Raw genomic sequence first — 15,901 nt, 5'->3', positions numbered from 1 at the left:
GAAAGTATGGCGATCCTCGTTTTACCCTTCAAGTCGGGAAGTCTGTGAGATAATATCTTCAAAACTCCTCGGATAGTTCTCGGCATACAGATTTCTGTAAACCTTGACAAAAACATCATACGATCTTTTTGCAAGAGAATATTTTCCGCGCTTATTCAGTACGTTGCATTTAATGACCAGCGCTTCCTGGTTTAGAGGATCATGTGAAAAGGTGCAATCGGCAATATCAATCAGGATCTTGTCGTCGGTATCTGGATTAAGCCGTTGTGCGAACTCTATCAGCGTGTCGATAAGCCGGTTGGAGAAGTCAGACTTATAGTTGTCCAGTGCGTTAAACTGCATGTCCTGCAACAGGCTGCCCCGGTGAACCTGCTTTATGATAAGATCAATTCTGTCACGTTCTTTAATCTGTCCGGGATCATTACTGTTAAGAAGTCTTGAAACGACCAGATAATCGCAAAAGATGCTGTCGTCGAGAACCACGCGCAGAAACGAATTATTGTTTTCTATAGTTACTCCTGGCATGCCCGTGAGGAGATCGCGGAGCTTTTTTAGGTTGACGTTTCTATTGTTACGGGCGGCAATGTCGTCTTTGTCGGGCCAAATCAGTTCCTGAACCAACGATCCTGAAATACTGTGATCATTTATAGAATGCAGGAGTATCAGGAGGAATAATTCTTTCAGCGTGGATGTGAACTTCAGCGCAATGTCCTGTCCGCTGGCATCATACATATGGAACCCGCCAAAAAGAATTATGGACGATGCAGGATGTTCTTCTGGCACCCGCACAACATCACCAATGTGCATTTGCTGTTCATGATTGGTATCCTGAAGCAGTGTCTGAGGGACCGCAGGAAGCGGATTGCCATGGCTTGTCTGCGTGTTTACAGCTTTTCTCTTTCTTCTGTACGCAACGTACCCGACACCCGCTACCACGATTCCACCTATTCCAAACAAAAGAACTTTGGATAATGCATTTCCTGGTTCGTCCTGTATCACGGCTTCACCCGGCATTGGAGGATAACCAATAGAGTAGATGTTCACATCAAAAAGTTGTTTGTCTTTATGAGCTGTCACCGCTATCAGCTCATTCGATTTGGCAGAATAGAAAAGATCACAGAATGAGTCTTCGTCATGAAACGTAAATGGTATCGAATCCTGGAACACCGTTGGCTTTGGCTGATCAAAGAAGTAGCGTGTTAGCTGAACGACATTCTGATATTTGCTCTTTGAATAACTGAGTACATAGAAGCATTTTTCACCTTCATCGATCAAAAGAGAATTAGAAAAAACCATGTCCTCACCGGCAACCGGCGGCTCGTAGTCACCCAGTTTTTTAAATTCACGAGTCGCCGGATTATAGGAGTAAAGGTCGTAATACGCCTGTGGTGAAAGCTCCTGCTTGCCGCTATTGCTACCGTATCCGCCGAAAAACAATACCTCATTATTTGACTTGGTTCCTGACGCACCGAGATATCGCGGCGCTATGGACCCCTTCGTCTCCACTTTTGTCCATTGATCTTTGGCTGCGTCGAACTTATAAAGCGCATTCTTATACTTGAAGTGACCGTATCCGCCGAACGTATAAAATGAACTGTCGATTGGACTGAAGAACTTATTGTTGTGCCAGTAATCGACTTCAAAGTGTGTAGTGTCGCGGTTAGCCCACGATGACGTGGTAAAGTTGTATGGATTTAGCCGGTTTGACAGAACGTCGTAGTTAACAAGTGAGCCCGTTTGCTTTACATATAACAACTGGTTCGCCTCGGTATTTACTGGATTACCGTTCTTATTTGGCGTGCGTACTATGGTTTGCGTGTTAAGGTCGTAAACAGTCAGGCTCTTTTCATCAATAGCATACAGAATTGCTGAGTCGCCGTTGAAGGCGATCGATGGATACTTCTGCAGCGTGAAATTCTTGAGGTGAGTCCATTTGATGTGCCGGTCGATGAGCCACCTGGGATTTTTCACGAGCGCCACATCGCGATCAATACTGTCGTATACGCTGTTGACGGCGTGTTCCTTCACTAGCCATTTATTTATAAGCTGGCTTCCGTCCTCAAGGGAAATATTTTTTACGACAATTGGAGGGGCATCAGTGGTGCTGAATTTGCCAAATTCATTGACTCCGAAAAGGAATCGAAATGCTGAAAGTCCTGTGAGATCATGTTTGTATTTTTTCTCACGCTGATTCCATCGCAAAGTGATTTCGCCGCCTGAGGCAGAATACTGGATCGAAACGTTCGTCCATTGAAGTGGCTTCAGGTTCTCGTCCGTGAAATCAAACCGCAATGGAGTTGGCTCATTGTTTATAACAAGATTGAGATCGCCGAAGTCGTCATCTTCAGGCACCGCCATCAGGTCGAGGTTAGTAGAATCATTCGCAATAATTCTAAGGATATATCCGTATGCATTGTGAATGCGCCGGAATGCCAGATCGAATGACACTTTAAAATCTCCGTTGAAATTATAGGCCTCACCTTTTTTAAGGCTTAGCCCTGTTCGATGATCTGTCTTCACTTCATAAGAACTGAATTCGAGGCCGTAGTCTGGCTGACGCGCAATGAGCTGTGCCCTTACGTTGTAAAAGGAAGTGATTGATAATATGAATACAAATGGAAATAACCGTCGCATGGGTGGAAGACGTCAGGCTCCTTTACCGGCCCGCCTAATTTAATGCAAAAAGCGTATTGAGTCATTAGTATTGAGTCGTTAGTATTGAGTCCTTAGTAACCGGGACTCTTATATATAATATATAAAGAGTGTGCCGTTGATGACCTTCGATTTTAAACAGTTCGTTTTTTTGCGGTTGACCAGGACTATCATCGTTGTTAGTTGCGGTGTTGCGGTACGATGTAAGTGATTTCTTTTGCCAGACATCTCTCCTTTACCCATAAGGTCGCTTTCAATCTCATACCTTTTTCAAATACTTAGAGTCAGTCCAGATGTTCGGAACAGACGGACTTATCAGGTTGATTAGCCCAGGACTCCGGGCCTGATACAGATTATTTGTTCAATTTTTGAAAAAAATCTGCCGCACGGACTCTCTTAAGAGGTTTGTTAACACGGAATTAATACCCTCCCGCATAGGTTTGGACGCACCGATAACGATTGTTCGGCATTCGCAATCGGTAACAACACTACTATTCACAATCCTAAATCCATCAACCCTATGCAAAAAATCTACGCGTTTTTGCTGCTTTCTTTGGGGTGGATTCCTTCGATTCAGGCCCAGATGGCCAGCGTCAAAGGAACGTCAGAAGCTACGGTATCCGGACATGCAACTCCTGGATACTCCACCAATCATGTACTTTCCAGTTTACCGGCGTCGCAGCCCTTCGTCGAATTCATGGTGTCTGGTACCATTACTGACGACACAGGCCAGGGCATGCCCGGCGTTAACATCATCGAACGAAGCACTACGACGGGAACAACAACCGATGCGGAAGGCAAGTACAAACTCAATGTGTCAGGTCCTGAAGCAGTTCTGGTTATTTCCTTCATCGGATATGCTACCCAGGAGATCACCGTCAGTAGCCGTTCCGTTATAGACATCAAGCTTGCACCAGAAGTCTCAACACTGAATGAAGTTGTCGTTGTGGGTTACGGTACCAGTACAAAGGCGAACCTCACCGGCTCCGTTGCCACCATATCCGATAAGGATGTGAAGTCAGTGACCACGATGAGCCTCACCGATAACATGGCGGGAAAGATTCCGGGCTTACGCGTGATGCAACGCAGCAGTGAGCCTGGCGAATACAACTCCAGTTTTGACATACGTGGTTGGGGCACTCCTCTTATCATAGTCGATGGTATTCAACGCGACAATTTTGCCAAGCTCGACCCGAATGAGATTGCCAGCGTAACCGTATTGAAAGATGCATCGGCTGCCATCTATGGGGTGAAGGCCGCTAACGGTGTGATCCTCATCACGACAAAAAAAGGATCAGAGGGCAAGACTGAAATTTCCTATACAGGCACATACGGCTGGCAAAATGCTACCAAGTATCTGCGTCCTATGAACGCCGCCGAATTCACGGAGAGCTACAACTGGGCCCAGGTGAATTCTGGTATCGCTCCTTCGTACTCTCAGCAGCAGATTGATGACTACCGGAGCGGTAAACTCCCAAGCGCCGACTGGTATAATGAACTCATTCGTGACAACTCTCCCCAGCAGCATCATAATATAACGATGTCAGGAGGATCCGCGAAAGTAAAATACTTCGGGTCACTGGGGTATTTTGATCAGGAGGGACTCTTTAAGAGCGGCGACCTTAATTACAAAAGGTTTAACATAAGATCAAATGTCACGGTTCAGCTCACGGACAATCTAGAGGCCGAACTTGGTCTGGGTGGTATTTCAGATGTCAAGAAGGCACCTTCCACATCATCGTGGGAGATTTACAAGGAAATCTGGATGCAGGTTCCAACGCTGACGGTATACGCCAACAACAACCCTTTGTATCTGCAGGCGCTTTCAGACGGACGTAACCCTTATGCCGACAGCCACTCCGACATAACGGGATACAGTGACACATTCACAAAGACCTTCCAGGGTAATTTTGCCCTCAACTACAAGATACCCAAAGTAGATGGTTTGAAGGCTCGTTTCCTCTTCGGTCATGACTACAACAACTACACCAATAAGACCTTCAGGAAGCAATATCCTTTGTACACATACGATGCAGCATCGGATAAGTACAATCCCAGCTACATCAATTCGCCCTCTAACATGAGCGAATCGTTCACGGAGAACACGAAGACGACGATGCAGTTGTCGCTGAACTACGAGCACACGTTTAATTCCGTTCACAACGTAAAAGGTCTGCTTCTCTATGAAAACCTTCGCGTGAAGAACAATAACTTCTATGGAAACAGGCAGTTCACCGTAGATGCTGTTGATGAGTTGTATGCCGGTAATTCGGTACAGCAGTTCAGCTCTGACCCGAACGGTATTTATGAGCTGGCCAACCAGGGGATTATTGGTCGCGTTAACTACGACTACAATTCAAAGTACCTTATCGAGGCAAGCTTCCGCTACGATGGTTCATCCAAGTTTCCGGAAGGAAAGAGATGGGGATTCTTTCCGGCGGTGTCTGCCGGCTGGAGAATTTCAGAGGAGAACTTCATTATCGACAATCTTCCATTTGTCTCAAATCTGAAGATCAGAGCGTCGTATGGAAAGATGGGTGATGATGCTGCATCAAGCTTTCAGTTTATTCCTGGCTACACCTATCCAACGTCACAAACTTTTAACGGGCGCCCACTCAGCTATATGTTCAATGGGAACCTCACAACCGGTCTTGGTTTCATCGGTATGGTTAATCCGAACATCACCTGGTATGAAGCGACAACAAGCAACATAGGTGTTGACGCGGCTCTGTGGAATGGTAAGCTGACCGTACAGTATGACATGTTCCATCGTAAACGTAGAGGCTTGCTTGATACGCGTATCCTGAGCCTGCCTAAATCAGTAGGCGCATCGTTGCCCCAGGAGAACCTCAACAGCGACGTGAGTCATGGATTCGAACTGGTGCTGGGAACGAACCAGGAGTTCCAGGGACTTCGCTTTAACATTTCAGGTATGTTCGCTTATACCCAGACGCGCTGGGAACACAAGGAACAGGCCGCCGCCGGCAACTCATATCTGAACTGGCGCAACTCTGTGGCTGGACGAAACAACAACATCATCTGGGGATACGAGCTGAATGGTCAGTTCCAGAACCAGGATGAAATCAATGCTGCTGCCATTGAAGATGGTCAGGGCAATCGCTTCGTGTTACCAGGTGACCTTCGCTACCGCGACGTAAATGGAGATGGCATCATCGACGACCTGGACGTAGTACCTATTGCAAAAGGTACGACCGCAGACAAGGTCGTTAACACCCAAAGCATCCCTCAGATCACTTATGGTATGAACATTGGATTGACGTGGAAACGATTTGATGCAACGATTCTGTTCCAGGGTGCTTCGCAGTATTCTGTGCAGCTGGTGGAACAACTGGCAGGTCCTTACAGCTGGGGCCGAAACGGTCTTGCACAGTTTTATGATGCGTGGCATCGCGCCGATAACTCAGACCTGAACAGTCAGTGGATCTCGGGTGAATATCCTCCGATGAGATTGTCGGGCGTTAACCCTAACGGACTCACTTCGCCATACAACATCAAGGATGCAACCTATCTGCGTCTGAAAAGCGTAGAAGTTGGGTACACAGTATCGGCAAGGTTCCTCACAAGAATTGGTGTTGAGAAGCTGCGTGTCTTCACCAACGGCTTCAACCTTGTTACATGGACGAAGCTGCCTATGATGGATCCCGAACATCCCCAGGATCTGTATGGATACATGTATCCGATCACAAGGAATATGAACCTCGGACTGGATCTCACTTTCTAATCTTTAGAACGATGAAAGCAAAACTTATTCTTACTGCAATATTTACGTTCGCGTTATTGTCGTGCGATGATCAGCTTGATATCAAGCCGAAGAACATCCTTACCAATGATCAGGTGTTCTCGAACGAATCGGCGATCACCGCTTACATGGCAAGCCTCTATACGGCATTGCCCATTGAAGATTTCAACTTCAGCGCCAACAATGGTTTCAATAACTGGTCGTCGGGAGTTACACCGTCTCACGCATCAGGCGAAGCACTGAGCTGCGAGCCGCGTGGTGATGTTGGCGACGGCGCATGGTGGAACTGGTGGATGGGTAACAACAACGCTAACGACGCCTATGCAACTATCAGAAACGTCAACAGCTTTATTGTCAACGTTCCGACTGCCAATCTCACTGAGGAAAAGAAGCTCAGGTATCTGGGAGAAGCAATGTTTCTTCGTGCTTACGATTACTTCGCTATGGTGAAGCGCTATGGAGGGGTGCCGCTGATCACGAAACCACAGAACTTTACGGGTGATAATCTCGACGAGCTTCAGGTAGCGAGAAACACGGAGAAGGAGATCTATGATTTCATAGCGGGTCAGCTCGACAGCGCAGCCCTTTTGCTCCCGGACAACAATGAACGTGGACGCGCGAACAAGAACGTAGCGCTGGCACTCAAGTCAAGGGCTATGTTGTATGCCGGATCGGAGGCGCGCTATGGAAACGTGCAGCTGGGCGGCCTCGTTGGTATAGCTTCCACCGAAGCAGACGGATACTTTCAGAAGGCGTTCGATGCTGCAAAGAAGGTTATCGAATCGAACAAGTATTCACTTTATAACGCTGATGCAGACAAGGCGAAGAACTTTGCCGATCTGTTTCTCAATACATCGTCCAATCCCGAAGTACTTCTGGTGAAGGATTATCGATTCCCTGAGATGGTACATTCGTTCGACATGTGGAACCTGCCATATGGTGTACGCGGAGCGTGGGGTTACAGCTCACGTATGAATCCCACTCTCGAGCTGGTTGAACTGTTTGAATATACTGATGGTTCGTCGGGTAAGCTGAAGATCACCGAGGCAGACGGTACGCCTGCTCATTATACAAATCCGGCAGATATCTATCTGAACAAAGATCCCCGTTGCCTGGCAACTGTTGTGATGCCATTCTCAATTTGGAGAGGAACCGTGATCGATATTCAGGCAGGTGTTATCGATGATGCAACAGCAGAAGGAAATGTTGCTACGGTGTATGGAAGGAAAACGGTGACCACCGGCGACTACAATAAACTGTACAACACGTCAACGCATAAGATAGACGCCAGCGGAACACAGAAGATCATTTCAACGAATGGTATCGGTGGGGGAGAGCGGTCTATCACCGGCTTCTACAACCGGAAGTACATGAACTATAACATGCCTCCGAATCAGGCTATCGGATGGAATTCAACTCAGAGCTGGATCGACATGCGTTACGCCGAGGTGCTGCTTAACTATGCTGAAGCAGCAATTGAGCTGGGTGATGTTGCAAATGCGAAGACGGCCATAAACCTCATCCGCGGTCGCGCCGGCGTTGTCCTGCTGAACGATAGTGATGTGACAAAGGATCGCATACGTCATGAGCGTCAGGCAGAGCTCGCGCTGGAGAACCATAAGTACTGGGACATCCGTCGCTGGCACACGGGCGATCAGCTGATCATGAACACGAAGCTCACGGCCCTTTATCCTTACTACGACCTGCAGTCGAACAGCTATGTGTTTACCAAGGTGCCGGTGGGCAATATTCTCACCTTCTGGCCAAAGCTGTACTATGAAAAGATCGACCCAAGCGAGATACAGAAGAATCCAAAGCTTGTTCAGAATCCACTCTATTAAACTATTAATTCCGAGTATATGAAAATCCTGAATGGTGTGGCGATTGCAGCATGCGTGATGTTGCTTTCGGCCTGCTTCAATACAGATATAGATAATTACGATGGTCCCAACGCGAGTATAGAAGGACAGGTAATTGATAATGTAACCGGCGAAGGGATACAGACGGAACAGCCCAATGGTTTCCGGGTTCGCCTTATCGAAAGTGGATATGTCAACGTGATCCCTATTGATTTCTGGGGAAAGGCCGATGGAAGTTTCAGGAACACTCAGTTGTTTAAGAATGACTACCGCGTGATTCCCATCGAAGGGCCATTTGTGATGCCAGACACGGCTCGCATTACCATCAGCGGCGCAACAGAGGTGAGCTTCACGGTAACACCATTTGCAACGGTGCACGCATCTACTCCGCGCGTGGTTGGGAAGAATGTCGTCGTCGACTATACACTCACCAAACCAGGTTCGGTTTCACAGAAATTAACCCGTTCGGTTACTGTGGTGGCGAAGGTTCCCGCGGTCAGCAATGCTGTGAACGATGCCAATGTCAGCCACGATCTCGGTGGGTTGGATTATGCTGCGATTGCCGCAACAACATTTTCAGACACGTTGAAGAATCTGCCATCGGGCAAACATTTTGTCAGGGTAGGAACACGTACAGACAACTCTCAGGGCAAGTATAACTACAGCAAGGTGTTCGAAGTAAACATTCCCTGATCGGAGTATCAGAATACAACAGCACATGTCCTTTGCATTCTTGGGTTTACGCAATGCGGCAGCTGTGTGTTCGTAATGACAAGGAGTCTCCGTAGCCGGTTCAGTTACGGAGACCCTTTTCATTTTGTGAGCAGCATAATCCTATTCTTTGATGTAATCAGAATATGTCCAGGTTTATTGTAGCAATGCTGGTCTTTGCGTTGACTGGTTGTGATCCCGGTGAGGATACCCGCGTGCAACGGGCTCAATACACGTTCAGTCCTCTGAGCGGGGTGGTGAACAGTGAAGAGCTTCCTTTCAGGAGTGAGCTTTGCCTCAACGGTGAATGGAACTTCATGCCCGTTTATGAAAACGATCTTTCAGGATTTATTTTGCCCAAGCGCTTTGACTGGGATTCTGTTCCTATTAAGATACCATCGCCCTGGAATGTCAACACATTTTCAAAAGGGCACGAGGGCACCTTTATGACCTATCCATCATATCCTGAGGAATGGGAGAAGGCGAACATCGGATGGATGAAGCGTGAGTTCGTTCTGCCTGAGAGTTGGAACAGAAAAATGCTTAGGATTCACTTTGAAGCTATAGCAGGCATAAGCAAGACATATATTAACGGTCAACTCGCCGGAGAGAATCTTGACCTGATTCATCCAACAGAAATTGATGCGACGAACCTTATGCACCGCGGGAAGAATGAGATTATCGTTGGAGTGGCTAAGGAGAGCCTTTCCAATGAAAGTGGCAAGCAAAGCAGGAGTCAGCATGCCACCGGTTCATTGTGGGGCAATTACGTAACGGGAATATGGCAGGACGTCCATGTAGTGGCAACACCGGAGATGATGATTGAAAATGTTTACGTCGACCCCGATCTGAAGACTAAAGAGCTTACAGTGAAAGCGACCATTCATAACTATTCGAATAGTAGTCATAAGATCACGGGGGCAGCGGTAGTGCGGTCCTGGAAGAAAAATGACGCCGACGATGAAAGATTCTCCGGCTGCTGGACGCTGGGAGCAGAGGTCTTAAATTTTTCAGCATCAGAAGTGATCGAACTTGCAGCAGGTTCTTCTGCACAGCTCCTGCTAAGGCAGCGGGTTGAAGATCAGCTCGACCTGTGGACACCGGAGGAACCGCATTTGTATGGCCTTACCGTTGAGCTGGACACAGATGGCAATGTGCCTATCGACAGAAAATTCGTTCGTTTCGCATGGCGTCAATTTATGTAAATTCATGCCTCACTATTTTCTATTGAAATGTTCAGATCTTTAAACTACACTTTCTTTATTGTGTTCATGCTCTTTTGCCTTGGAGCAGAGGCGCAGTCAAATCTCATTTGGTACGAGAAGCCTGCCTTCAACTGGAATGAGGCATTGCCGATTGGCAACGGCCGGCTGGCGGCCATGGTGTTTGGAGGAGTATCGCAGGAGGTGCTTCAGCTCAACGAAGAAACTGTATGGGCAGGCGAACCGGGAAACAACGTAACCAGCAATGGCTTTCGCGAGGCATTGCCGGAGATCAGGAAGCTGATCTTCGAAGGAAAGTATAAAGAGGCGCAAGATGCTGCGTTCAGGGTTGTGCCTCCAAAGACCTCTAACTCGAACAACGGCATGCCCTATCAGCCTGTCGGCAATTTATTGATCGCCTTCCCGGGACACGAACAATATACTTCCTACCGGAGGGAACTTGATATATCTAAGGCGATATCATCCACAACCTACAAAGTGAACGGTACAACATTTCGGCGCGAAACGTTTGTGTCGTTTACGGATCAGCTGATTATTGTTCGCCTTACGGCAGACAAACCTGGAAGTATCAGTTGTTCCCTCACCATGAATAGTCCTCAGAAGATTCATGAGGTTGCAGTGGTAAATTCTGAATTGGTTCTCAAAGGTGTATCGGGCAATGCGGACAGCAAGACAGGGAAGGTAAGTTTTCAGGCGCGTATGCATCCCGTTGTTAAGGGAGGTCAGGTAACATCAGCGGACTCGACGGTACGTATAGAACAAGCAAACGAAGCGATCATCTACGTTTCGATGGCAACAAACTTTGTGAACTACCACGACTTGTCGGGCGACGAGGAGGCGCGCGCATTAAAGTATCTTGATCAGCCGGAGCGGAAGTCGTTCGATAAGCTCAGGGCAGCCCATATTGAACATTACCGCCGGTATTTCGACAGAGTGGTTCTTGATCTCGGTTCGTCGGGCGCGAACCGATCAACGGATGTCATGCTGAAGGAGTTTAAGAACAAGCCAGATCCTGCACTGGTTAGTTTATATTTTCAGTTCGGACGTTATCTGCTGATCAGCTCCTCTCAGCCAGGTTCTCAGACTGCCAATCTCCAGGGCAAATGGAATGATAAAGTAAATCCACCATGGGGAAGCAAGTACACGATAAACATCAACACGGAAATGAACTACTGGCCATCGGAGGTGACGAACCTGAGCGAGATGGGTGAGCCGCTGTTTGCCATGCTGAAAGATCTTGAGGTAAGCGGAAAGGAGAGTGCGCGAACGATGTACAATGCCCGTGGATGGAATGCTCATCACAATACTGATTTATGGAGAATCACCGGTCCTGTCGATGGGGCCTTTTACGGACTCTGGCCAATGGGCGGTGCGTGGTTATCGCAGCATCTCTGGCAACATTATTTGTACACTGGTGATAAAGAATTCTTAAAGGAAAATTATTACATCCTGAAAGGCGCGGCATTATTTCTTTCGGATGTATTGCAACACGAACCGACTCATAACTGGCTTGTCGTAGTCCCTTCAATGTCGCCGGAGAATGCTCATATGACTGATGTATCCATTGCAGGCGGAACTACTATGGATACACAACTCACTAATGATGTGTTTTCGAACTTTATCGCAGCATCGGCAATTCTCTCTCTCGATCGTGAACTATCGGATTCTATTCAGGCGAAGCAACGCGAGCTGATGCCCATGCACATCGGCAAGTGGGGACAGCTGCAGGAATGGTTGCAGGATTGGGACAAAAGCGATGATCATCACCGCCACGTGTCGCATCTTTATGGATTGTATCCATCCAATCAGATCTCTCCTTACAGAAACGCTGCCTTGTTCGCTGCAGCAAGGACGTCATTAGAGCACCGGGGCGACCGCTCTACCGGTTGGTCTATGGGCTGGAAAGTTAACCTTTGGGCGCGCCTGCTCGACGGCGACAGGGCGTATTCTCTCATCCGTGATCAGCTCACGTACGCAGGCGATGGTGCTGAGCAGGGCGGAGGAACCTATTTGAACCTTCTGGATGCGCACCCGCCGTTTCAGATCGATGGCAACTTTGGATGTACATCGGGTATTGCCGAGATGCTCATGCAAAGTCATGACGGTGCAGTTCACTTACTTCCTGCTTTGCCTGTAGACTGGAAGAACGGAAAGATTACCGGCCTTAGAGCGCGTGGGGGATTTACCCTGGACATAACGTGGAAGGCGGGTAAACTCTCTGAAGTAAAAATTAAATCTGCGCTGGGAGGTGTTTGTCGCCTCAGAACTTATGAGGTCGTTAACGACAAATTGTTGAAGGCTGCCAGTGGCAGGAATCCCAATGAGTTTTTCGCTACACCGGCGGGTAATGATCCCGTTGTTGCAGATGGGGTGTCGCCAACCGCGACGACGACACGAACTGTTTACGAGTATGATCTGGCGACGAAGCCAGGTCAGGAATATGTTATAAAGATGAAATAGTCATTGATGCGATAGACTACAACTTCAATATAACATTGGTATTGTAAAATCTTTGTGTTCACTTTTGGTTATCAGACTCACATGAGACTTACTATTCTATTGCTTATTGTTTCCTTTCTTCCTATTGTTTTCGTTCTGATCCCAAATACGCTTGCAGCACAGTCAAAGCATAGCAGAACTTCTTTGCATCCGTCGTATAAGGGCCTTATCATGGCCGGATACCAGGGGTGGCACAATACGCCTGAAGATGGTTCTGGCAGAGGCTGGGGTCATTACGTGCAGCGCGGAACATTCGGACCCGGCAATTGCAAGATCGACATGTGGCCAGAGTCGAAAGAGTATCCCAGGATGTACAAGACGCCGTTCAAACATGCCGATGGAAGTGATGCGTACCTGCCCAGCGATAACGATGCATCCACGACCGACGTGAGGTTCAGATGGATGAAAGAGTACGGCATCGATGGCGTTTTCATGCAGCGGTTTGTTGCCAATGCAAGGAAGAATGGTCTCGTTCGGAATCACTTCAATAAGGTACTGTCGGATGCTCTGGTCGCCTCCAGAAAGTACAGCAGGGCAATTGCTGTGATGTATGATCTCTCGGGCATGCGCGATAGCATAGACGTCCCGTTGATTATAAGAGACTGGAAGAATCTGGTCGACAGTATGAAGATCACCAGCGGTGGTGATAAACAACCCTACCTTTATCACAATGGCAGGCCATTGGTTGTTTTATGGGGTGTTGGCTTTGCCGGGCGTGATTACACATTGAAGAGCATCGGGCAGCTCATTGAATTCCTTAAGAATGACAAACAGTATGGAGGATGTTCTGTGATGCTGGGCGTTCCTACCTATTGGAGAACGCTGACATCCGATACCGAACCGGATCCACGACTTCACGATGTTATACGGAGTGTTGATATTATCCATCCCTGGACTGTGGGACGATACAAGAAAGCCATTGAATTTCAGTCGTACGCCGAGGTACAGACAGGCGATATGGCCTGGTGCCGCGACAATGAAGTAGAGTACGCACCGACAGTGTTCCCTGGATTCTCGTGGTCTAATCTGTATCCCGATTTTCCATTCGACCAGATCCCCAGGGAGCGTGGCACATTTTACTGGCGCCAGCTTTCAACGGCCATCTCAAATGGTGCAGCTATGATTTATGTCGCCATGTTCGATGAGGTTGATGAAGGCACGGCCATCATGAAAGTGTCACAGGATCCGCCTGTGGGTGCGAGCCGGTTTCTCAGGTTCGAAGATGATATTCCTGAGGACTACTATTTATATCTCACAGGCTATGCGGGGCGGATGTTAAGGAAGGAAGTGTCGCTGCGTCGCGACATACCTTTACCGCCGTCGAAGGAGAAGTAGGTGCTAGTCGATAGCCTCAATTCTGGCCCTTCGGTAACTTTTGAAATCTTTGTCAGCTGAGCCCATCCGTCGTACTACTTTAATCTCCTTTCGGTGTATCTTAGTGCATACATCAAAACGTTGTGATCCACAGCATCATTAAAGTTGCGTTAGCTCTTGTTTGCCTGTCAGCTTCTGCACAGGATCTCTACACGATCAGGGGTAAGGTGCTCGGAGGACCGGATAACAAACCTCTTCCCTCGGCAAGTGTTTTTCTTGCCAACACTTCTTATGGAGTAATCTCAAATCCCGAAGGAGCCTTTGCTATTCCAAACGTGGCGAAGGGCAGATACCGGCTGGTTGTCTCTTACGTTGGATATCAAACCTGGATCATCAACATTGAAGCCTCAGATGAACGGCCCTATGTTATTATCCTCAAGCCGGCAGCAACCTTACTTCAGGAGTTAGTGGTTACGGACAAACGTGAAGTTCACAGGCGCTCATTAGCTGACTTCACGACGTTCAAAGAACTCTTTATCGGCCTTAGTAAGAATGCGAACAAGTGCAAAATCGTAAATGATCGCGCTCTCTTTTTCAATAACAAGGGCGGCATCTTGTCTGCTTCAGCTGACAGTCTTTTGGTGATAGAAAATCTCGGACTTGGCTACAGGATCACCTGCCTTCTGGAGAACTTCACCTACAACCGGGCCCTGAACCGTTTGAAGTATCGCGCCCAGATGGTCTATGAACAGCTAACACCCAGTGATGCTCAGGAGGAGAGGCGATTTGCTGCTAACCGGTTAGAGGCATACTACGGATCGGAATTGCATTTTATGCGCGCGCTCTATAATCAAAGATTGAAAGAAGAGGGCTTCTTTGTTACACTCAGCTACGAGCGAAGCAGTTCAGGAGATGACGCGAATTTTACGTATAGTGACACCGTGTTGAGGGTGAAGTCCAGACTATTTCCGGATAAGATACGAGTGCCGACGTTGATCAACTACAATCGCTTTCTCGATTCAGTGAGCTCAACTCCTTCACATCCGGTCATTTTATTCAGTGGTCAGTTGCGCATAACGTACGTTGATGAAAGTGAGCCGCTGGATTATCTGCGAAGGAGAGACCCCAAAAGTGTTGGGCTCACGGTTCCACAACAATCGGGATTGCGATTGATAGAAGGTGAAGTAGCCGTAGAACCAAACGGCATGGTGTTGCAGGAGGGGAATCTTTCGTCGCAGGGATATTGGAGTTGGGAACTGGTCGCGGAGAGTCTTCCCGTTGATTATGATCCTGAGCACGATATAAAGACATTGAAGTTAAGCACGGATCATTGAAGAAACGTTGTTTAATTCGCTCTCGATATCCACCCCGGGGCATCGCCGATCTCATTCCTCAACATCATGTTCATCTGCGCCGCATGATGTTGTACATGACGCATATTCAGCATCACCATTTCAATCATCAACAGGTTCCTTGATCCATCGGGTTCAATCCAGCGTGCCTGAATGTTTTCTTCTGTAAGTCCATCGATGACGGCGTAGCACTTCTTTCGGCATGCATCGGCGTAATCAAGCATCTCTTGTTTTGTGTAAACGCGATCAGGCATGATATCGTCGATCCGATCCTGTGGCATTTCGCTCAGTAGCGTGAACGGTAGAGGTGGATTGAATCCTTCCGGTGGATTCGTGAGGTAATAGTCGAGAAAGAACAATGTATGATAGGCCATGTCGAAGAACTTTCGTGGATGTTCCCACTTCTCGTCGGGCCACATGGTGATGGCATTCCTAAGCATATTGATGCCTGCGCCGAATTGTTGCCAGAGGCTTTCTTTGAATAATGTCAGTATCATAACTCTAATCGTTTAGTTGAGCCCGGACCCTCTG

At 47.8% G+C, this 15,901-nt stretch carries 9 protein-coding genes; 7 read left to right on the top strand and 2 right to left on the bottom strand.

The features are described 5' to 3' along the window. Positions 1-21: 21 nt before the first annotated feature. Entirely contained in the window at positions 22-2,634 is a 2,613-nt protein-coding gene (locus tag WBG78_RS19300) for a kelch repeat-containing protein (protein WP_337328113.1), read from the bottom strand. A 538-nt stretch (positions 2,635-3,172) separates the two neighbouring features. On the opposite strand from WBG78_RS19300, the gene WBG78_RS19295 reads away from it, so the two are divergent. From WBG78_RS19295 to WBG78_RS19265, 7 genes are all read left to right on the top strand, one after another. Further along, a complete protein-coding gene (locus tag WBG78_RS19295) occupies positions 3,173-6,394 on the top strand; it encodes a SusC/RagA family TonB-linked outer membrane protein (RefSeq protein WP_337328112.1) in 3,222 nt (1,073 codons plus the stop codon). An 11-nt stretch (positions 6,395-6,405) separates the two neighbouring features. Further along, positions 6,406-8,253: a RagB/SusD family nutrient uptake outer membrane protein gene (locus tag WBG78_RS19290; protein ID WP_337328111.1), complete on the top strand. Its 1,848-nt coding sequence runs from the start codon at positions 6,406-6,408 to the stop codon at positions 8,251-8,253. Between the two features lie 18 nt (positions 8,254-8,271). Next, positions 8,272-8,964 (top strand): DUF3823 domain-containing protein, encoded by a 693-nt coding sequence (locus WBG78_RS19285; RefSeq protein WP_337328110.1) that lies wholly within the window; start codon positions 8,272-8,274, stop codon positions 8,962-8,964. 164 nt (positions 8,965-9,128) lie between these two features. Continuing rightward, entirely contained in the window at positions 9,129-10,187 is a 1,059-nt protein-coding gene (locus WBG78_RS19280) for a sugar-binding domain-containing protein (protein WP_337328109.1), read from the top strand. A 27-nt stretch (positions 10,188-10,214) separates the two neighbouring features. Continuing rightward, complete coding sequence (locus WBG78_RS19275) at positions 10,215-12,665, top strand: glycoside hydrolase family 95 protein (RefSeq protein ID WP_337328108.1); 2,451 nt, start codon at positions 10,215-10,217, stop codon at positions 12,663-12,665. Between the two features lie 81 nt (positions 12,666-12,746). After that, complete coding sequence (locus WBG78_RS19270) at positions 12,747-14,039, top strand: glycoside hydrolase family 71/99-like protein (protein ID WP_337328107.1); 1,293 nt, start codon at positions 12,747-12,749, stop codon at positions 14,037-14,039. Positions 14,040-14,161: 122 nt separating this feature from the next. Beyond that, positions 14,162-15,352, top strand: coding sequence for a carboxypeptidase-like regulatory domain-containing protein (locus WBG78_RS19265; RefSeq protein WP_337328106.1), 1,191 nt, complete (start codon positions 14,162-14,164; stop codon positions 15,350-15,352). Between the two features lie 11 nt (positions 15,353-15,363). Here the strand turns inward: WBG78_RS19265 and WBG78_RS19260 are convergent, their stop codons facing one another. Next, positions 15,364-15,867: a DinB family protein gene (locus WBG78_RS19260; protein WP_337328105.1), complete on the bottom strand. Its 504-nt coding sequence runs from the start codon at positions 15,865-15,867 to the stop codon at positions 15,364-15,366. Positions 15,868-15,901: the final 34 nt, after the last annotated feature.

The sequence above is a fragment of the Chryseolinea sp. T2 genome, assembly GCF_037203685.1.
In the GTDB taxonomy this organism is placed as follows: Bacteria; Bacteroidota; Bacteroidia; order Cytophagales; family Cyclobacteriaceae; genus Chryseolinea.
Note: the sequence above shows the minus strand (reverse complement) of the source record. Positions and strands in the feature narration are given on the sequence as shown.